Below are 18521 nucleotides of genomic sequence, written 5' to 3' on the forward strand. Positions count from 1 at the left end.
CCCGGGCCCGCGCCCAGGGGCGGCGCACCCGGACGGTCGCGCCGGCCTCCCGGCGCACCAGCAGCACCTCGCGATCCCGGCCCCGGCCGGGATCGCGGCGTTCCGGGCCCTCCGGCACCGGACCACGGTCCGCCCCCGCCGGGACCCGCGACGGGGCCGGGCCGCGAGCGTGCGACAATGGAAGGTATGCCTACGCGCGAGGACATCCTCGAAGCCCTGAAGTCGGTGATCGACCCCGAGCTGAAGAAGGACGTGGTCGAGCTCGGCATGGTGCGCGAGATCACGATCGGCGAGGGACGCGTCGACGTGATGATCTCCCTCACGACGAACGGGTGTCCGCTCCGGAACCACTTCGTCGTCGCGGTCCGCAAGGCCCTCCGCGGCCTCGGCGTCGAGGAGTCGGGCGTCGAGTTCGACGTGCTCTCCCCCGAGGAGAAGGCCGCGCTGCAGAAGAAGCTCGGCATCCAGGGCTCCCTGCCGGCCGGCGAGAACGTCTCGCTGATCAAGAACGTCATCTGCATCGGCTCCGGCAAGGGCGGCGTCGGCAAGTCCAGCCTGACCGTCAACCTCGCCGCCGCGCTGGCGTCCGAGGGCAAGTCCGTCGGCGTCCTCGACGCCGACGTCTGGGGCTACTCGATCCCGCGCATGTTCGGCCTCGGTGCCGAGCGTCCGCCGGTCTCCGCCGAGCGCAAGATCCTCCCGCTGGAGTCGCAGGGCGTGAAGGTCATGTCCATCGGCTTCTTCGTGCCCGAGGACTCCGCGGTCGTCTGGCGCGGCCCGATGCTCCACAAGGCGCTGAACCAGTTCCTCGACGACGTCGAGTGGGGCGAGCTCGACTACCTCCTGATCGACCTGCCGCCGGGCACCGGCGACGTCTCGATGACGCTGGCGCAGCTCCTGCCGCAGGCGCAGTTCCTCCTCGTCACGACGCCGCAGCCGGCCGCGCAGAAGGTCGCCCAGCGCGCCGCCGAGATGGCCACGAAGGTCCAGCTCGGCCTCATGGGCGTCATCGAGAACATGTCCGGCTTCACCACGCCGGACGGCGAGCGGTACCCGATCTTCGGGGACGGCGGCGGGCAGGACCTCGCCGACCAGCTCGACCTCCCGCTCTTCGGCAAGGTGCCGCTGACGATGGCGCTGCGCGAGCAGGCCGACGCCGGCGTCCCGCTCGTGTCGGTGAACCCGGACGACGCGGCCGCGCAGGCGATCCGCCACATCTCCCGCGGCATCATCGCGTCGACCCCGGAGCTCCCGCCGATCCTGGCCGAGCTCCCGCCGCTGATGCCGGTCCTCCAGAACGAGCCCAAGGGCGCCTCGCTCCCCATGGCCTGAGGTCCGGGCCGCGGGGCCCGCAGGACCGGCGCCCGTGGGCGCCGCGACCATCACCCGGATCGTCAGTCGGCCGCCGCGAGGCGGCCGTCGTCGTTCCCGGCGGGCGCGGATCGGCGTCCCCGCGCGCGAACGTCCCGGTACCCCCTGTGGATGCGCCCCGGCCAAGACAGGACCGAGTCCTGATTTCTTGTTTCCTGATCGGATTTCCGCCATTGTCGGCCGCATGAGCACGACCGACGACCTCCTCGAGAACGCCGCCGCCTACGAGGCGAGCTTCGACAAGGGCGAGCTCCCGCTGCCGCCCGCCAAGAAGATCGCGGTCCTGGCGTGCATGGACGCCCGCCTGAACCCCTACGGGCTGCTCGGGCTCAGCGAGGGCGACGCCCACGTCATCCGCAACGCCGGGGGCGTCGTCACCGACGACGAGATCCGCTCGCTCGCGATCTCCCAGCGCCTCCTGGGCACCGAGGAGATCGTCCTGATCCACCACACCGACTGCGGCATGCTCACGTTCACGGACGACGAGTTCAAGAAGAGCGTCCAGGACGACGTCGGCATCAAGCCCGAGTGGGCGGCCGAGGCGTTCCCCGACCTCGACGAGGACGTCCAGCAGTCGATCGCCCGCATCAAGGCGAGCCCCTTCATCCCGAGCAAGGACAGCGTCCGCGGCTTCGTTTACGACGTGCACACGGGCGGCCTGCGCGAGGTCGCCGCGGCCTGAGGCGGGACCCGGTCCGCGGCCCACCCGGCGGCCGCGGACCGACCGTCGCCGGGCTCACCCCCGCAGCGCGACCGTCCGCTTCGTCGCGACCTTCTTCGCGCCCGTCGGGGTCACCTCGACGACGACCTTCGTCGTCCGCCCCTTGCGCACGACCTTGCGCCCGGTCGCCGAGAGCTTCACGACGATCGTCCCGGTCCTCCCCGGCGACAGCGTGTAGCGGCCCGTCCCCGTCACGGTCCGGACCGCCTTCTTCCCGCGACCCCCGACCCGGACCTTCGACGCGGTGCGCAGGCGGAACGTGCCGCGGCAGCGCTCCGCCGCGGTCGCCGGGCACGCGACGCGCACCGGGATCCGGCCCTTCGCCTGCCGGAGCGTCCCCGCGGGGACCGTCGGCCCACCGGCCGGCGTCGGCCCACCGGTGCCGCCTCCGCCCGTGACGAGCTCGTCCCGGGTCAGGCGGGTGATGCGGTTGGCGTTCTGGTCGACGAACCAGAGCGCCCCGTCGCCGCCGAAGGCGACGTCATCGGCGCGGCGGGCACCGAGCGGCAGGACGCTCACGGCCCCCGCCGGCGTGACGCGGCCGATCACCTGGTCGTAGCCCTTGCTGCCGAACCACGCCGCGCCGTCCGGGCCGATCGCGATGCTCGAGGGGGCGACGCGGTCCCCGACCTTCCACTCCTGCGCGGCGCCGTCCGGCGTCATCCGGCCGATCGCGCCGTTGCCGGGCTTCGTGGCGAACGTGCCGCTCGACAGTCGCGCGAACCACATCGCGCCGTCCGGCGCCCCGGCGAGTGCCGAGAACGCGAAGCCGTCCGCCGTCGGCAGGTTGACGTTCGTCGCGCCGTCGAGCTCGATCCGCTTGAGCGCCGACCCCTTGTACGCGCACCACATCTTCCCGTCGGCGCCCGGCGCCAGGAGCCCGTCGAAGTCGCAGTCGGGCGTGCCGCCGGCGGTCGTGGAGGCCTGTGGCGGGGCGAAGCGGGTGATGCCGTCCCCGAGGCTGTCGGACACCCAGACGGAGCCGTCCGGCGCGGCCGCGATGTCGTTCCCGCGTCGCAGGCCGGGCTGCGGGTCGTCGAAGTCGCCCGCACCGCCGCGGGCGGTCAGGTCGACGTAGGACCCGGCCGTGGCCTGCCCCGGCACCGCCGGGTCGATCACGAAGACGCGCGCGTGGGCGTCGGACAGGACCCAGACGCGGCCGTCGGCGGCGACGGTCAGCTCTTCCGGGCCGTACGTCCCGTCCCACGGCACCGACCACTCGGTGATCTGGCCGCTCGTGGTGATGCGCCCGACCTTGCCCTTCTTCTCCTCCGTGAACCAGAGGCTCCCGTCCTTGCCCGTCGCGATGTCGTGCAGCCCGGCGTCCGAGGTCGGGACCGGGAAGTCCTTGATCTCCGCGGACGCCGGCAGCGCGCCCACGCCGACGCAGGCGATCGCGGCCGCGGTGACGGTCAGCGCGCGGCGACCGGGCCGGAGGACGGGCGGGACTGAACCGCGGGGGGCGGAGCGGAGCGACATCGGGGGACCTCGGAGCTCGTTCGGGGGATCGCGCCGGAGCGCGTTGCGGACATCCTGCCGGACGGACGGTGCTGCGCCAACCGTCATGTGGCGGACCGACCGGCCCGCATAGGATCGGGGACGACCACGAACCCGACCCGACGCTCCATGACCGACGAGACCCCCGCCCCGTTCACCCCCGAGATGCTCGAGTCCGCCAAGGCGTTCCCCGGCCGCTACGCGCCCTACGACTCGGCGGCTCCCGTCCGCCACGTCGCGGTCGTCGCCTGCATGGACGCCCGCCTGGACCTCTTCGGCCTCTTCGGGCTGCAGACCGGCGACGCGCACCTGATCCGCAACGCCGGCGGCGTCGTGACCGACGACGTGATCCGCTCGCTCGCGATCTCCCAGCGCAAGCTCGGGACGCGCTCGGTCGTGCTCGTGCACCACACGGGCTGCGGCATGCAGACGTTCTCGGACGACGAGCTGAACGCCGAGCTGCAGGCCGAGACCGGCTACAAGCCGACCTGGTCGCCCGAGTCGTTCAAGGACCTCGAGGAGGACGTCCGGCAGTCGCTGCGCCGCGTGCGCTCGAGCCCGTTCATCCCGCACACGGACGACGTCCGCGGCTTCGTCTTCCAGGTCGAGGACGGCGGCCTGCGCGAGGTCGTCCTGGAGGACTGAGCGCCGGCGCTCGGCGGAGCGCACCCGGAGCGGGTGCGCTCAGCCGTTCAGGACGCGAAGTACTTGATGTTCTTGTCCACGAACGAGGCCCACTCGTCCGGGATCTGATCCTCGGCGAACACCGCGTCGACCGGGCACGCCTCGACGCACGCGTCGCAGTCGATGCACTCCTCAGGATCGATGTAGAGCTGCTCCGCCGCGTCGTAGTCGGGCTCGTCCGGCGTCGGGTGGATGCAGTCGACCGGGCAGACCTCGGTGCACGAGTTGTCCTTCGTGCCGACGCAGGGCTCGGCGATCACATAGGCCATTGACGATTCCTCAACCTGGTTGCTCTTCGGGTGTTGCGGCGAAGCATAACGGCGGGAACCCGCGGTGCCACGGGCCCCACCGGACGTTCGTACCGTCGGTATCCCTAACTCGGACCCGCCCGGGCGGTCGCCCGGGGCCGGACCGTGCCGGGGGCGCACAGAGGACTCCCCCGACGGTGCGTACGCTGCAGGGATGATCCTCCTCACCGGGGCAACGGGAGCGACCGGGCGGCGTGTCCTCGATCGCCTGCTCGCACGCGGGCATCGGGTGCGCTGCCTCGTGCGCAACCCGTCCCGCCTGGGCTCGCGCCGCGTGGACGTCCAGCTGTCGCTGTGGAACCTGACGGACAACCGGCTGCCCGGGGGCGCCCTCCGCGGGGTCGACACCGTCGTGCACCTCGCGGGTCCGCTGAGCGATCAGCCGATCGGCCAGCTCGAGGAGCTGAACGCGACCGCCAGCTGGCGGCTCGCGGACGCCGCCGCGACGGCCGGCGTCGAGCACTTCGTGTACGCCTCCGCCCTCGGTGCGGGCGGGGCGGCGGGCTGCCGGTTCCTCCGCGCCAAGGAGGTCGGCGAGCGGGTCGTCGCCGGTGCCGGCGCCACCGGCGGGATGGGCGTGTCCGTCGTCGCGCCGTCCCTGATCCTCGCGCGGGGCCAGCGCTGGGCCTCGTGGGCGCAGGCGTTGTCGCTGCTGCCGATCGTCCCCGTGCCCGCGCGGTCCCCGGGTCGCTCGCGGCCCGTGTCCGCGGCGGACGTGGCGGACGCGATCGTCGCGGTCGTCGAGGGGGACGCACCGAAGGTCGGGAGCCCCGCGCGCCACGAGCTCGCGGGTCCCGACGCCTACGCCGTCAGCGACCTCGTGCCCGCCCTCCACACCGTGGTCGGCCGCGAGCGCCCGACGATCGCGCTGCCGTCGTGCGTGCTGAACGCCGCCGTCGCCGTCCTCGAGCGCCCCGGCGCCGCGGACCGCGAGGAGCTCGCCGTCCTCACGTGCGACACGACGGGCCGCCACGGCACCCGCGACCTCGAGGCCCTCGGCGTCCGGCCGGGTGGCATCGTGGAGGCGCTGGCGGGCTGAGGCCTCAGGTCCGGGCGAGCGGCGCGATCGGTGCCGGCCCGGCCGCCGCCTCGAGCTGGGCGGCGAGGGCCAGCAGCTCGGCCTCGCCGCCCGGGCGCCCGATCAGGTGCGTCCCCACGGGCATCCCGGCCGCGTCGTCGCCCTCCGGGCGGACGGTCAGCGGCAGCGTGATCGCCGGCTGGCCGGTCACGTTGCAGATCGCCGCGAACGGGCTGAAGAGCGCTCCGTCGGCGAACCCCTGCCGCGGATCCGGGCCGTCGGGGTCCAGGGCGTCGACCGGCGGCGGGGCCGTCGCCAGGGTCGGGGTGAGCAGCACGTCGTAGTCCGCCGCCCAGGTCAGGACGCGGCGCGCGACCCCCTGGATCTCCGCGTCGGCGAGCAGGAGGTCGACGGACGGGAGCGCGAGCGCGTCCTGGTAGAGCGCCCAGGTCAGGGACTCGACCTCGTGCGCCTCCACCTCCCGCCCCCGGCGCCGCCCGATCGCGCGGACCTGGGACGCGACACCCGCACCGAACGCGGTCCCGAACAGGTCGAGCAGCCCGGGGATCCGCCACGGGGCCGCGACCTCCTCGACGTCGTGGCCGAGCCGCCGGAGGAGGTCCGCGGCACGATGGACGCCCGCCGCGTCGGCGGCGGACGCGACGGGGCCGCCGTCGCTCCCCGCCGGGGTGCCGGGTCCCGGAGCCGGATCTGCCGCGGAGGCCCGCGACGCGCCGCTCCCGTGCGCCGAGCCGGACGCGGACGCCGGGATGCCGAGCGCCGGGTCGAGGGTCAGGCCGATCCGCAGCGGGCGGACGTCGCCGACGGTGCCGCGGCGCGCCTCGTCCGCGAACGGCCGGGTCGGCGTCGGCAGCGGCGCGAGGTCGCCGTCCTCCGGGCCCGCGAGGACGTCGAGCGTCGCCGCCGCGTCGGCCACGGTGCGGGTCAGCATCCCGTCGCAGACCAGGAGGTGCCAGCCGAGGTCGGGGCCGAGCGGCACGCGTCCGCGGGACGGCTTCAGGCCGACGAGCCCGCAGGCCGCCGCCGGGATCCGGATCGAGCCGCCGCCGTCGTTGCCGTGGGCGGTCGGCAACATGCCCGAGGCCACCGCCGCGGCCGCCCCGCCGGACGACCCGCCGGCCGCGCGCTCGAGGTCCCACGGGTTGCGCGCCGCGCCGAACCTGCGGCCGCGGGTGACGGGGGTGACGCTGAACTCCGGCAGGTTCGTGGAGCCGAGAACCACGAAGCCGGCGGCGCGGAGGCGCGCGGTGACGTGGTGGTCGACGGTCGCGGCGGTGTCGGCGATCGCGGCGCCGTAGGTGATCCGGCGCCCCGCGACGGCCCGGTTGTCCTTCATCGCCGTCGGGACGCCCGCGAACGGCCGCGGGTCGCCGGGCCGGATCGCGGCCGCCTCGGCCAGCGCGTCCTCCGCCCACAGGTCGACCAGCGCGTTCACGCGGCCGTCGAGCGCCTCGATCCGCTCGATCGCCAGACGCACGAGCTCGACCGCGGAGACGGCGCCCGTCCGGACGAGGTCCGCGAGCTCCGTGGCGGGCCGGAGGAGCAGGGACGCGTCGGCGGACGGCATGCGACGACGCTAGCTCAGCCGGGACCGGTCACCGTCCCGCCACCGTGGTGCGGGCGGTGTTCCGTATCGTGGTCGGGGCAGGATCGAAGCGACGGAGGACCCGCAGATGACGGATCAATGGCGTTCCGGGCTCGAGGGCGTGGTGGCGTTCCAGACCACGATCGCCGAACCGGACAAGGAAGGCGGCGCCCTCCGCTACCGCGGCGTGGACATCGAGGACCTCGTCGGGCACGTGCCGTACGAGCGCGTCTGGGGTCTCCTGGTCGACGGCTCCTTCGATCCGGGCCTGCCGTTCGCGGAGCCGCACCCGCTCACCGTCCGCTCCGGCGATCCGCGCGTCGACGTCCAGGCGGCGCTGGCGATGCTCGCGCCCGAGTGGGGCTTCAAGCCGCTGATCGACACGACCGACGAGGAGGCCCGCGACGAGCTGGCCCGCGCGTCCGTGATGGCGCTGTCGTTCGTCGCCCAGTCCGCCCGCGGCGGGGGTCGGCCCCCGGTCCCGCAGGCCGCGATCCGTGAGGGCTCGACGCTGGCCGAGCGGTTCCTGATCCGGTGGCGCGGCGAGTTCGACCCGCGGCACGCGAAGGCCGTCGACGCCTACTGGATCTCCGCCGCCGAGCACGGGATGAACGCCTCGACGTTCACCGCCCGCGTGACGGCGTCGACCGGCGCCGACGCGGCCGCGGCGCTGTCGAGCGCGGTCGGTGCGCTGTCCGGCCCGCTGCACGGCGGCGCGCCGTCGCGCGTGCTGGCGATGCTCGACGGCGTCGAGAAGTCCGGCGACGCCCTGGCCTGGGTGAAGGCCGCCCTCGACAAGGGCCAGCGGCTGATGGGCTTCGGGCACCGCGTCTACCGCGCCGAGGACCCACGCGCCCGGGTGCTGCGCCGCACCGCGAAGGAGATCGACGCCCCGCGGTACGAGGCCGCCGTCGCCCTCGAGGAGGCCGCGCTCGGCGAGCTGCACGCCCGCAAGCCCGACCGCGTGCTCGCCACGAACGTCGAGTTCTGGTCTGCGGTGATCCTCGACTCCGCCGAGGTCCCGTCGCAGCTCTTCACGCCGATGTTCACGTGCGCGCGCGTCGCCGGGTGGTCGGCGCACATCCTCGAGCAGAAGCGCGAGGGCCGGCTGATCCGCCCGACCGCGAAGTACGTCGGCGAAGCCCCCCGGTCCGTCGCGGACGTCGGCTGACCGTGGGCGGTCAGCTGCACCTCGGGCGCCTCTTCGGCGTCCCGATCGTCGCCGGGTTCTCCTGGCTCCTGTGGATCTTCGTCGCGCTGTACCTGATGGCCGGGTTCTTCCCGGACGAGATCGCTCCGACCGAGGGCAAGGCGTACCTGCTCGCGGTGATCGTGGTCTTCCTCTACGTGATCGCGCTCGTCGGTCACGAGTTCGGGCACGCCCTGATGGCGCGGGCGTTCGGGATCGAGACGGAGCGCGTGGAGCTCTGGGCGCTCGGCGGCCTGGCGCACCTGTCGCGGGGCGCGCGGTCGCCGAAGGAGGAGTTCTTCGTCGCCGCCGCGGGGCCGGCGGTGACGCTGCTGGCGGCCGTGATCGCGGGGGTCGTCGTCGGGATCGTGGACGGCTTCGACCTGCAGACGCTGTGGCAGATCGGGACGCTCCAGTACTCGGGGAGCACCGCCGTCAGCTCGATCGCGGGGATCATCCTCTTCTTCGAGGGTCTGGCGCTGATCTTCAACCTGCTGCCCGCGCTGCCGCTTGACGGCGGCCGGATCGCCCGGTCGATCGTGTGGAAGGCGACCGGCGAGCCCGCCCGCGGCACCGCCTTCGCCGCGCAGGCCGGCAAGGTCCTGGCGGTTTTCCTCGTCGGCGCCGCCGTCTGGCTCGTCGCCGACACCGGGAGCACCTTCAACGGCCTGATGGCGCTCTTCCTCGCGTACTTCATCTGGCAGAACGCCCAGGCCGCGGCGATCCCGACGGAGCGCCGGAAGGCCGCCCCGAGCCTCGTCCCGGCCTCCGCGGTGATGGACCGCTCGCCGGTCTGGGTCGCGGCGACGGACACCGCGTCCGAGGCCCACGAGCACACCTTCGGGCCCCACGAGGTCGACTGGGCGGTCGTCCTCGACGACGAGGGCCGGCTGAAGGGCATCCTGCCCGCCCTGCGGGTCCGCGACGAGCTCGACGCCGGCCGCCCGACCACCCCGGCCGGCCGGCTCCTGACCGGCGGCCGCACCGCCTCGGTCCGCGACGACGTCCTGCTCCACAAGCTGTTGAAGGACAAGGACCTCGAGCGCCTCGGCGCGCTCCCCGTCGTCGACGGCGACGGGGTCCTCGTGGGCGTCGTGTCGCGCGAGGCGGCGCGGCAGGCGCTGGTGGTGGAGGGCGGGCTCCGGACGTAGGGCGCGGGTGGGGCGGCGTCGCGGATCGTTGCCGCCGGGCGGCGCGCACCCGCGGCCGCGCGGTCCCGGCGATCCGCTGCTGCGGATGGTTGCCGCCGGGCGGCAGGGACCTGCAGCGACTCGGGCAGGTGGGACCCATCGTCAGCGTGGTCCGCGCTGCTGCGGCCACGGCGCAGGAATGTGCGCCACGGTCGACGGGGTGCCGTGGCGGCGTGCGTTGCTGCGGTGAGGGCGCAGGAATGCGCGCCGGACCCTGCGGAACCGGGGGAGTGGCGTGCGTTGCTGCGGTGAGGGCGCACGAATGCGCGCCGGACCCTGCGGAACCGGGGGAGCGGCGTGCGTTGCTGCGGCGACGGCGCACGAATGCGCGCCGGACCCTGCGGAACCGGGGAGCGGCGTGCGTTCCTGCGGTGAGGGCGCACGAATGCGCGCCGGACCCTGCGGGACCGGGGTAGCGGCGTGCGTTGCAGCGGCACGAACCACGACCGTCGCCCCGGGCCCTCCGCCCGTCCGACGACCACCCGCCGGCACTCCGTCCTCCGACGACCACCCGCCGCGACCGTCAGGCCGCCGGCCGGACCGGCCGCGTCGTCCGACGACCCGGGGCGGGCAGCGGTCGGCCGGACGCCGAGGCCGGTCGGCCGGACGCCGAGGCCGGTCGGCCGGACGCCGAGGCCGGTCGGCCGGACGCCGAGGCCGGTCGGCCCGGTGCCAGGGTCGGCCGGGTCCTGGCGGGGCCGGCGAGCCGGCCCCGCACGCCGCGGAGCAGCGGCTGCTCGAACAGGTGCCACGAGGCGGCCGCGAGGAGGATCGCGGGGCCACCGACGGCGGCGGTGGTCAGCCAGACGTCGTCGGTCGGCAGGAGCCCGTGCGCCTGGAGACCGAGCAGCACCGGGTAGTGCCACAGGTAGATGCCGTAGGAGCAGGTGCCGAGGTACGCCAGCGGGCGCCACCCGAGCGGACGCGGCGCGTGGACCGTCGAGCACGCGACGCAGACCGCGGCGAACCCGACGGCGGCGGGCAGATCGCCCAGCGCACCGTACAGCGGCGCGCCGAGCCGACCGCTGCCGTGCGCCCAGACCAGCGCAACACCTGCCACGAGCAGCGTCCTCGCGGCCCACCGCGGCACCGTCCGCCCCTCGACCAGCACCCGCGCCGCCATGCCGACGCAGAACAGGCAGAGGACGTCGGGGAGGACCGTCCGGATCACCGGCGAGGTCGCGTTGTGCCCGGTCCACGCCGACCACCCGACGGAGGCGCCGGTCAGGGCGAGGAGGACCGCGAGCTGCGGACCGCGGCCGGAGGTGCGAGTGCGGCTCCGGGCGGTGCCGCGGGAGGGCCCGGCGTTCGTCAGGGTCGTGCGCCGTCGTCCGCCCCGGACCCGGTCCGTGGCGCGCGTTCGCGGCGCAACGCCCAGGCCCGTCAGAAGCGGGTGCCGCGGGCGCGGCCGCACCGTCGCGTCGCCCGTGGTCGCCCGCCGGCCGCCCGGGCCCCACGCGCCGCGGAGGACGTCCCCGAGACCGACCGCCAGCAGCGCGAGCAGCCCGATCAGCGGCACGACGGCGTAGAAGGTGACCTCGACCGCCAGCGACCAGGTCGGCGGGTTCAGCATGCCCGCCATGTCGCCCGAGTAGTTCTGGGCGAGGACCGCGAAGCCGAGGAGGCGACCGTCCTCGACGAGCCGGGGGTGTCCCGTGCCGTGGAGCAGCACGACCGCGGCGACGATCGTCAGCCAGTAGAGCGGCAGGATCCGGGCCGCCCGCAGGGCGTAGAACCGTCCGAGCGACGGTCTCCGCGCCGCGGGGTCGACCGCGGCGCGGGCCCACGGCGCGTAGACGAGGAACCCCGACAGGACGAAGAACAGCGGCACGCCGAGCGCGAGCTCGTCCCACCAGATCCCGAGGACCTCGCGCGGGTGGCCCGAGTACTGCCACGAGTGGTGCGCGACGATGCCGATCGCCGCGAGCGCACGCAGCCCGTCGAGGGCGGGGCGTCGCGTGGTCTCCCGGGGCACTCCTCCACCCTCGGCCCCGGGGCTTCAGCGCAGATGAGTGCGGCGTCGGAACTGTTCGAGAGTCCGATGAGACCGTTCACAGGAACGGGTCGGGGGGCGAGTCGGAGGTCATCGATGGTCGGATGCCGACCACGAACGACCCCCGGTCCGGACCCCGACGGTCCCGGCGAAGCGCTGCGGTCACCGATGGTCGGATACCGACCGGAGGTGCCCCCGCGAGCCCACCCGGCACCTCGCCGGCACCTCGCCGCCGCCGTCAGCCGCCGCCGCGGAGCCCGTCGACGACGCGCTCGAGCGTCGCGGCGAGCTGGGCCAGCTCGTCCTCGTCGAGGCCCGCCAGGGCGGCCGGCGGGGCCGCGAGCCGCCGCTCGACCTCGGCCCGGACCCGGACCCCGGCGACGGTCAGGGCGAGGACCTTCACGCGGCGGTCGCCGGCGGCGGGACGGCGCTCGACGAGGCCCCGCTTCTCGAGCCGGTCGACGATCCCCGTGACGTTGCCCTTGTCGCAGGACAGGGCGCACGCGAGCGAGCCCATCGGCTGCGGCTCGTCGGGGTCGAGGTGCCGCAGCGCCGCGAGCTGGGAGGGCGGGAGGTCGAGGTCGCGGGCGACGTCGGAGCCGTCGCACCGGCGGAGCTCGACCAGGGCCGTCAGGTGCCCCCAGACGACGACCGCGTCGGCCGTCGTCGTGTCGTCGGGAGCGGCCATCGGGACCGAGGATAGTCGGCGCCCATGTCGGGTGGACGGCCGGCGCGCGGCCGGGGCACACCCCAGGAGCGACAGCCCGACGCCGGCGCTCGTGCCGGGCGGCGGTGCGTGTCGGGTTCGGTACCTCGGCGGGACACGATCCGACACGCACGGCGGTGATCGTGCCGGCCGGCGGAGCCCTCCCGACCGCCCGGAACGACGGACGGCCGCCCGAGGGCGGCCGTCCGTCTGGTCCCTCTCGTCCGCCGCGCTCGGCGGCCGACGGGTGGGACCGGGTCCTCAGGCACCGGATCCGGTGCCGAGGGGTGGCTACATCATGCCGCCCATGCCGCCCATGCCGCCCATGTCGGGCATGCCGCCGCCGGCGCCGTCCTTCTCCGGCGGGTCGGCCACGATGGCCTCCGTCGTGAGGATGTTCTTGGCGATCGACGCGGCGTTCTGCAGCGCGGAGCGGGTGACCTTGGCGGGGTCGACGACGCCGGCCTTGACCAGGTCCTCGAGCTCGCCGGTGGAGGCGTTGAGGCCGACACCCGGGTTCGCGTTGCGCACGTCGTTGATGACGACGGAGCCCTCGAGACCGGCGTTGAACGCGATCTGGCGGAGGGGCTCCTCGAGCGAGCGCAGCACGATCCGGAAGCCGGTCTGCTCGTCGTCCTCGAGGTCGGCGGAGTCGACCTTCAGGCCGGCCTGCAGCAGCGCGACGCCACCCCCGGGGACGATGCCCTCCTCGAGCGCGGCGCGCGTGGCCTGCAGCGCGTCCTCGACGCGGTGCTTCTTCTCCTTGAGCTCCGTCTCGGTCGCGGCGCCGACCTTGACGACGGCGACGCCGCCGGAGAGCTTCGCGAGGCGCTCCTGCAGCTTCTCGCGATCGAAGTCGGAGTCGGTGTTCTCGACCTCGGCCTTGATCTGGGAGATGCGGCCCTTGATGGCCTCCGCGTCACCGGCACCGTCGACGATCGTCGTGTTGTCCTTGGCGACGACGACGCGGCGGGCGCGACCCAGCTGGTTGATCTGGGTGTTCTCGAGCTTCAGGCCGAGATCCTCGGTGATGACCTCGCCACCCGTGAGGATCGCGATGTCCTCGAGGATGCGCTTGCGGCGGTCGCCGAAGCCCGGAGCCTTGACGGCGACGCCGGTGAAGGTGCCGCGCAGCTTGTTGACGACCAGGGTCGCGAGGGCCTCGCCCTCGACGTCCTCGGCGATGATGAGGATCGGCTTGCCGGCCTGGATGACCTGCTCCAGGACGGGCAGCACGTCGCGGACGGCGCCGATCTTGGAGTTCGCGATGAGGACGTAGGGGTCCTCGAGCACGGCCTCCATGCGGTCCTGGTCCGTGACCATGTAGGGCGAGACGTAGCCCTTGTCGAACTGCATGCCCTCGGTGAACTCGAGGTCGATGCCGAACGTCTGGCCCTCCTCGACGTTCACGACGCCGTCCTTGCCGACCTTGTCGATCGCGTCGGCGATGACGTCGCCGATCTCGGCGTCGCGGGAGGAGATGGTCGCCACGCGGGCGATCTCGTCCTTGCCGGAGATCTCGACCGACTGGGCGGCGATGGCGGCGACGATCTGCTCGACGGCCTTCTCGATGCCGCGCTTCAGGGCGAGCGGGTTGGCGCCGGCCGTGACGTTCTTCAGGCCCTGCTTGACGATCGCCTGGGCGAGCACCGTTGCGGTCGTCGTGCCGTCGCCGGCGACGTCGTTGGTCGCCGTGGCGACCTCGCGGACGAGCTGCGCGCCCTGGTTCTCGAAGACGTCCTCGACCTCGATCTCGCGAGCGATGGTCACGCCGTCGTTCGTGATGGTCGGGGCGCCGAACTTCTTGTCGAGGACGACGTAGCGGCCCTTGGGCCCCAGGGTCACCTTGACGGCGTTGGCGACGGCGTCGACGCCGGCCTCGAGGGCCGCACGCGCTTCGGTGCCGAACTTGAGCTGCTTAGCCATGTGTGTTCTTCCTTCTCAGTCTCGGAGGGAGGACGACCGGCGTCAGCCGGTCACCTTCGCCAGGACGTCGCTCTCGCGGAGGACGAGGAGCTCCTCGCCGTCCACCTTGATCTCGGTGCCGCCGTACTTCGAGTACAGGACCTCGTCACCGACGGCGACGTCGAGCGGGATGCGCTTCTCGCCGTCCTCGTCCCAACGGCCCTGGCCGGCGGCGAGGACCTCGCCCTTCTGGGGCTTCTCCTTGGCGGTGTCGGGGAGCACCAGACCGCTGGCGGTCGTCTGCTCCTCGTCGATGGCACGGACGATCAGGCGATCGCCGAGCGGCTGCAGCGAGATGGACATACGGGTCCCTCCGGGCTTCGTGTTGCGTGAAAGACGGCTGTCGGCACTCTCACCAGGAGAGTGCCAACGTGGGGCCAGCATAGCGGGCGGCGCCTTCCGGTCAAGCCACGTTGGCACTCTGGTCACAAGAGTGCCAAGGCTCGTGCAGGACCTTCGCGGTGTGCCGTCCGCCGGAGTCGAGGACGCAACGCCCGGCCGCAGCCGACCCGGCGGACCCGAGATTCCCTCCCGTTCCAGCGGTTTCCCGGCGCAGGCGGTCGTCCGGGGAGCGGACGTGGCGGCGTGGGCGTGGGTCGACCACCGCCTCCTGCGACGGCACGGGCCGGCTGCGCGGACGGCCCCGGGCCGGGGAACGCCGCCGCGGAGACCGGTGCCCGGCCCGTGCTCGCCTCCCGCCCTGCACCCACGATCGGCCGCCCGGGCGGTCGCTGAACCCCGCGGGAGCCGATCCGGCGATGAGCCGATGGTGCGCCGCGCCGTCCGGCCAGGATCGTTGCGCTCGCTCGGGGCGGGCGACGACGGTGCGCCGCATGCCTACAGTCCACAGCGAGCCCACGCCGCCCGAGGCCCCCCGCCGACGGTTCCGCCCCACCTATTCCGGCGCCGTCGCGACGTCCGCCCTGTTCATCGCCCTGGGCGGCACGAGCTACGCCGCTGCGACCGAGCTCGGCCGCCACGCCGTCGAGTCGCGGAACATCGCGCCGGGCGCGGTCGGCAACTCGAAGATCGCCTCCGGCGCGGTCACGGGCAACAAGCTCAAGGACGACGCGATCACGAGCGCCAAGGTCGCCGACGGTTCGCTCCGGGCGAGGGACTTCGCGATCGGTGATCTTCCGGTGGGCGCCACCGGCGCGCGCGGCCTGCCCGGCCCGAAGGGCGACACCGGGTCGACGGGTCCGGCCGGTGCGACGGGCAAGGCGGGGAAGGACGGCGAGAACGGCGCGCCCGGGGAGGACGGTGGCACGGGCGACAAGGGGGACGACGGCGCACCCGGCGCGAAGGGCGACAAGGGCGACGACGGCGCACCCGGCGCGAAGGGGGACAAGGGCGACCCCGGCGACGGGACCGGCTTCACGACGTTCGGCACCGGGACGGCGACGACGATCGCGGGCGGGCTCTCCGGTCAGGGCGTGTTCCTGCCGCTGAACGGCGGCGCGCCGACCGCGCCGACGGGCTCCGTCAGCGGAGGCGCCGACGCCGCCGAGGCCGTGAAGGTCGCGACCATCCTGCCGCGCGGCACGTCGATCACGTCGGTGCGGTTCGGCTACCGGCTGAACACGTCGCTGGCCCTCATCGGCTCCACGATCAACCTGCGAGCGCAGGTCTACAGCGCGTCGGACTACGGCGGCACGCTCCAGCCCGTCCCCGGGACGTCGTGCACGGCGACCCCCTCGCTGACCGGCATCGCAGCCGTCGGTACGACCGGCTCCGGCACGTGCACCGGCCTGGACGTCCCGCTCCAGGCCGGCGACCCCGCGATCGTCGTGGTCACCGCCGAGGCCGTGGGCCTCACGCTCGTCAACTCCCTGCCGATCTCGACCTCGGTCGCGGTCGGGACGAACTGATCGCGGACGGGCCTGACACGACGCCCGTCCCGGTGCCCTACTTGACCGTCAGCACCTTGCTGATGGTCGAGAGGTCGGTGCGGTCCGCGAGGACCGCCCCGCGGTACCAGGCCTGCACGCCCTTCTGGGTCTTCGAGAGCTTCACGGAGACGCGGAAGCTGCCGTCGGCGTTCGGGGTCACCGAGCGCAGGACGGACGTGTCCTTGCCCGCGCCGCGGTAGGCGACGAGCGTCACGGGCTCGTCGTCGGCCGCGCCCTTCAGGACGCCGACGACGGTGAGGCTCCGCGTCCCCTTCCTGCCCTTCTTCGGCTTGCCGGCCGTGCGCAGCGTCAGCGCCGGGGCCTTCGACTTCAGCAGCGAGCCGTTGCGGAAGACCGCGCCGAGCACGCTGTCCTGGAGCACGACGCCGGACCCGAACACCGAGGCGACCGGCGGGGTGGTGGCCCCCGGGGTCGGGAGCACACGGAGGGTCTTCGCACCGTCGCGGGTCACGAACGCACCGGCGGGCGTGATCAGGACGCCGCTCTGGTCGGACGAGAACTCGAGGCTCGGGTCACCACCGCCGCGGGTGTCGGGGCCGGCGGCGCCGAGGTTCGGGGCGATCGCGCGGCGCTTGAACGTCTTCGCGCCGTCGGTCGAGCGGTAGAGCGTGCGGCCGTCGAGCGCGAACGCGGTCTTCGCGGAGACGAGCTGGACGTCGTCGCTCGAGGCGGGGAGCTTCGACTGCTTCCACGCCTTGCCGCCGTCGGTGGAGCGGACGACGAGCAGGCCCTTGCCGCGCCTGCCCCAGGCGACGACCGTGTTCCCCTGGGCGGCGACGCTCGTGAACCCGCGGCCCTGCAGGACGTTCGACTCGACCGGTGCGGGCTTCGCCGGGTCGGTCAGGCGGACGACGCCGCGCGCGCCGACCACGATCGGGGTCTCGCCGGAGACCGCGAGGGCGGCCGGCTTGATCGCCGAGACGTCGGCGAGCTTCGCCCAGACGCCGTTCTCGAGGCGCTGCAGCGTGCCGTCGTCGGCGAGCGCGACGAGCTTGCCGCCGGCCGACGCGACGCGGGTCAGGTTCGGGGTCGCGGGCAGCGCGACGTCGCCCCAGGTCGCGCCGTGGTCGGAGGACACGTGCAGCCGGCCGACGCTCGCGATCGCGAGGAGCCCGTGGACGCCGAGCGAGCCGGTGCGGTCGTCGCCGGAGGCCAGCGGCCGGTAGGCGGTGGCGCCGGCGTCGTCTGTGCGCAGGACCTGCGTGCCGCCGCTCGCGGGCTTCGTGATGCCGACGATCGCGTCGGCCGCGGGACCGGTGACCTCGGCCGCGGGCAGGGCCGCGACGCGGGCGCCGAAGGCGTCGCCGTCGAAGCGCAGTGCGCTCTGTCGCGCGGGGTCGCCGGCGGCGGTGACGCCGACGACGCACCCGCCGGCGGTGCCACAGACGACGTTCTTCACCGTGACGCCCGTGGCGCCCGGCAGGTCGTCCGGGATCGGCACGACGCGACGGGTGAACGTGGCGCCCTGGTCGGTCGAGACGAGGACCACGTCGCCCGCGCCGACGACGATCGCGCCGTCCGCGCGCTTCGCCAGCCCGGCGATCGAGGGGAGCGCGTCGACGAGCGGCGCGGCGTCCGCGTCGGTCGGCGGGCCGGGCACCTTGACGCCCTGCCACGAGGCGCCGCCGTCGACGGTCCGCTGCAGGCCGAGGCCCGCGGCGCCGGCGACGACCGTGCGGAAGCCGACGTTCTGGTCGAGCGCCAGCTGCGGTCCGCGCTCACCGGCGTTGGCGACGGTCCACGTCTTCCCGCCGTCGACCGTGCGCCACGTCTTCTTGTCGCTCGACGCGAACGCGACGTCGGGGCTCGCGACGGTGACGGAGAGGTTCGACCCGGAGCACCCCGCGAGGGGGTCGCCGGCCCAGGTCAGGCCGCGGTCCTCGGAGTGCCGGACGCGGCAGGAGTCGGCGAGCAGCAGGCGGTCGGGACCGGCGGCGGCGATCGCCAGGCCGGCCGCGTCGCCGCCGTTGATCTCGACCCGGCCGACGCGCGATCCGGCGGCGGAGGTGACGGCGATCGGGACGCGCTGGTCCTTCACGTCGGAGCCGAGGATGGCGGTCGTCGTGCCGCTCGCGGAGACGTGCGAGGGGGTGCCGACGCCCAGCGACGCTGGTGCGTCCCAGCCCGTGAACGTCGTCGCCGCGGGGGTCGCCGCGGAGGCCGCGGCGGGCATCGCAGCCACGCCGAAGGTGGCGGCCAGTACGGCCGCTTCTCGATGGAAACGCATCGGTGCTCCTGGGGTTCGGGACCGCCACGCGCGGTCGATGCCATGAGAACCCGGCGGATCGCGGAACGATGCGGCGCCCCCTCGAAATAGGTGCGCGAACGCTCCTCGCGGCTGGTCCCGGGCACCCGCCCGGCGG

General features: G+C 74.3%; 15 protein-coding genes. 7 read left to right on the forward strand and 8 right to left on the reverse strand.

What is annotated here, in order from left to right; translation table 11 throughout:
• The first annotated feature begins 186 nt into the window (after positions 1 to 186).
• Both PATMI_RS27495 and PATMI_RS0104885 read left to right on the forward strand, forming a co-directional pair.
• Positions 187 to 1332, forward strand: coding sequence for an Mrp/NBP35 family ATP-binding protein (locus tag PATMI_RS27495; protein WP_157260616.1), 1146 nt, complete (start codon positions 187 to 189; stop codon positions 1330 to 1332).
• A 223-nt stretch (positions 1333 to 1555) separates the two neighbouring features.
• Entirely contained in the window at positions 1556 to 2053 is a 498-nt protein-coding gene (locus PATMI_RS0104885) for a beta-class carbonic anhydrase (RefSeq protein ID WP_026910062.1), read from the forward strand.
• Positions 2054 to 2107: 54 nt separating this feature from the next.
• Here the strand turns inward: PATMI_RS0104885 and PATMI_RS0104890 are convergent, their stop codons facing one another.
• Positions 2108 to 3571, reverse strand: a complete 1464-nt coding sequence (locus PATMI_RS0104890) for a Vgb family protein (RefSeq protein ID WP_036725251.1) — start codon at positions 3569 to 3571, stop codon at positions 2108 to 2110.
• 147 nt (positions 3572 to 3718) lie between these two features.
• Here PATMI_RS0104890 and PATMI_RS0104895 point away from each other — a divergent pair, with 147 nt between their 5' ends.
• On the forward strand, positions 3719 to 4234 hold the full coding sequence (locus PATMI_RS0104895; protein WP_051471070.1) for a beta-class carbonic anhydrase: 516 nt from the start codon (positions 3719 to 3721) through the stop codon (positions 4232 to 4234).
• Positions 4235 to 4281: 47 nt separating this feature from the next.
• Here PATMI_RS0104895 and PATMI_RS0104900 read toward each other — a convergent pair whose 3' ends face one another.
• Complete coding sequence (locus tag PATMI_RS0104900; protein ID WP_026910065.1) at positions 4282 to 4542, reverse strand: 4Fe-4S dicluster domain-containing protein; 261 nt, start codon at positions 4540 to 4542, stop codon at positions 4282 to 4284.
• A 193-nt stretch (positions 4543 to 4735) separates the two neighbouring features.
• Here PATMI_RS0104900 and PATMI_RS0104905 point away from each other — a divergent pair, with 193 nt between their 5' ends.
• Positions 4736 to 5620, forward strand: a complete 885-nt coding sequence (locus tag PATMI_RS0104905) for an NAD(P)H-binding protein (protein WP_026910066.1) — start codon at positions 4736 to 4738, stop codon at positions 5618 to 5620.
• A 4-nt stretch (positions 5621 to 5624) separates the two neighbouring features.
• Here the strand turns inward: PATMI_RS0104905 and PATMI_RS0104910 are convergent, their stop codons facing one another.
• Positions 5625 to 7187: an amidase gene (locus tag PATMI_RS0104910; RefSeq protein WP_026910067.1), complete on the reverse strand. Its 1563-nt coding sequence runs from the start codon at positions 7185 to 7187 to the stop codon at positions 5625 to 5627.
• A gap of 106 nt (positions 7188 to 7293) precedes the next feature.
• On the opposite strand from PATMI_RS0104910, the gene PATMI_RS0104915 reads away from it, so the two are divergent.
• On the forward strand, positions 7294 to 8376 hold the full coding sequence (locus PATMI_RS0104915) for a citrate synthase 2 (protein WP_026910068.1): 1083 nt from the start codon (positions 7294 to 7296) through the stop codon (positions 8374 to 8376).
• A 2-nt stretch (positions 8377 to 8378) separates the two neighbouring features.
• On the forward strand, positions 8379 to 9545 hold the full coding sequence (locus tag PATMI_RS0104920; RefSeq protein ID WP_026910069.1) for a site-2 protease family protein: 1167 nt from the start codon (positions 8379 to 8381) through the stop codon (positions 9543 to 9545).
• 562 nt (positions 9546 to 10107) lie between these two features.
• Here PATMI_RS0104920 and PATMI_RS0104925 read toward each other — a convergent pair.
• From PATMI_RS0104925 to groES, 4 genes are all read right to left on the reverse strand, one after another.
• Entirely contained in the window at positions 10108 to 11559 is a 1452-nt protein-coding gene (locus PATMI_RS0104925; protein ID WP_026910070.1) for an acyltransferase family protein, read from the reverse strand.
• 256 nt (positions 11560 to 11815) lie between these two features.
• Positions 11816 to 12265 (reverse strand): MarR family winged helix-turn-helix transcriptional regulator, encoded by a 450-nt coding sequence (locus tag PATMI_RS0104930; protein WP_051471071.1) that lies wholly within the window; start codon positions 12263 to 12265, stop codon positions 11816 to 11818.
• A 309-nt stretch (positions 12266 to 12574) separates the two neighbouring features.
• Complete coding sequence (groL, locus tag PATMI_RS0104935; RefSeq protein ID WP_026910072.1) at positions 12575 to 14209, reverse strand: chaperonin GroEL; 1635 nt, start codon at positions 14207 to 14209, stop codon at positions 12575 to 12577.
• Between the two features lie 42 nt (positions 14210 to 14251).
• Complete coding sequence (groES, locus tag PATMI_RS0104940; protein WP_026910073.1) at positions 14252 to 14551, reverse strand: co-chaperone GroES; 300 nt, start codon at positions 14549 to 14551, stop codon at positions 14252 to 14254.
• A 530-nt stretch (positions 14552 to 15081) separates the two neighbouring features.
• Here groES and PATMI_RS27500 point away from each other — a divergent pair.
• Entirely contained in the window at positions 15082 to 16116 is a 1035-nt protein-coding gene (locus tag PATMI_RS27500; RefSeq protein WP_051471072.1) for a collagen-like protein, read from the forward strand.
• 37 nt (positions 16117 to 16153) lie between these two features.
• Here the strand turns inward: PATMI_RS27500 and PATMI_RS0104950 are convergent, their stop codons facing one another.
• Complete coding sequence (locus PATMI_RS0104950; protein ID WP_157260617.1) at positions 16154 to 18340, reverse strand: hypothetical protein; 2187 nt, start codon at positions 18338 to 18340, stop codon at positions 16154 to 16156.
• Between the last annotated feature and the right edge of the window lie 181 nt (positions 18341 to 18521).

The sequence above is a fragment of the Patulibacter minatonensis DSM 18081 genome, from assembly GCF_000519325.1.
Lineage (GTDB): Bacteria > Actinomycetota > Thermoleophilia > Solirubrobacterales > Solirubrobacteraceae > Patulibacter > Patulibacter minatonensis.

What these genes read in the sequence shown, in the direction of transcription:
- PATMI_RS27495 (WP_157260616.1), top strand. Translation starts at nt 187, where the DNA reads ATGCCTACGCGCGAGGACATCCTCGAAGCCCTGAAGTCGGTGATCGAC.
- PATMI_RS0104885 (WP_026910062.1), top strand. Translation starts at nt 1,556, where the DNA reads ATGAGCACGACCGACGACCTCCTCGAGAACGCCGCCGCCTACGAGGCG.
- PATMI_RS0104890 (WP_036725251.1), bottom strand. Translation starts at nt 3,571, where the DNA reads ATGTCGCTCCGCTCCGCCCCCCGCGGTTCAGTCCCGCCCGTCCTCCGG.
- PATMI_RS0104895 (WP_051471070.1), top strand. Translation starts at nt 3,719, where the DNA reads ATGACCGACGAGACCCCCGCCCCGTTCACCCCCGAGATGCTCGAGTCC.
- PATMI_RS0104900 (WP_026910065.1), bottom strand. Translation starts at nt 4,542, where the DNA reads ATGGCCTATGTGATCGCCGAGCCCTGCGTCGGCACGAAGGACAACTCG.
- PATMI_RS0104905 (WP_026910066.1), top strand. Translation starts at nt 4,736, where the DNA reads ATGATCCTCCTCACCGGGGCAACGGGAGCGACCGGGCGGCGTGTCCTC.
- PATMI_RS0104910 (WP_026910067.1), bottom strand. Translation starts at nt 7,187, where the DNA reads ATGCCGTCCGCCGACGCGTCCCTGCTCCTCCGGCCCGCCACGGAGCTC.
- PATMI_RS0104915 (WP_026910068.1), top strand. Translation starts at nt 7,294, where the DNA reads ATGACGGATCAATGGCGTTCCGGGCTCGAGGGCGTGGTGGCGTTCCAG.
- PATMI_RS0104930 (WP_051471071.1), bottom strand. Translation starts at nt 12,265, where the DNA reads ATGGCCGCTCCCGACGACACGACGACGGCCGACGCGGTCGTCGTCTGG.
- groL (WP_026910072.1), bottom strand. Translation starts at nt 14,209, where the DNA reads ATGGCTAAGCAGCTCAAGTTCGGCACCGAAGCGCGTGCGGCCCTCGAG.
- groES (WP_026910073.1), bottom strand. Translation starts at nt 14,551, where the DNA reads ATGTCCATCTCGCTGCAGCCGCTCGGCGATCGCCTGATCGTCCGTGCC.
- PATMI_RS27500 (WP_051471072.1), top strand. Translation starts at nt 15,082, where the DNA reads ATGCCTACAGTCCACAGCGAGCCCACGCCGCCCGAGGCCCCCCGCCGA.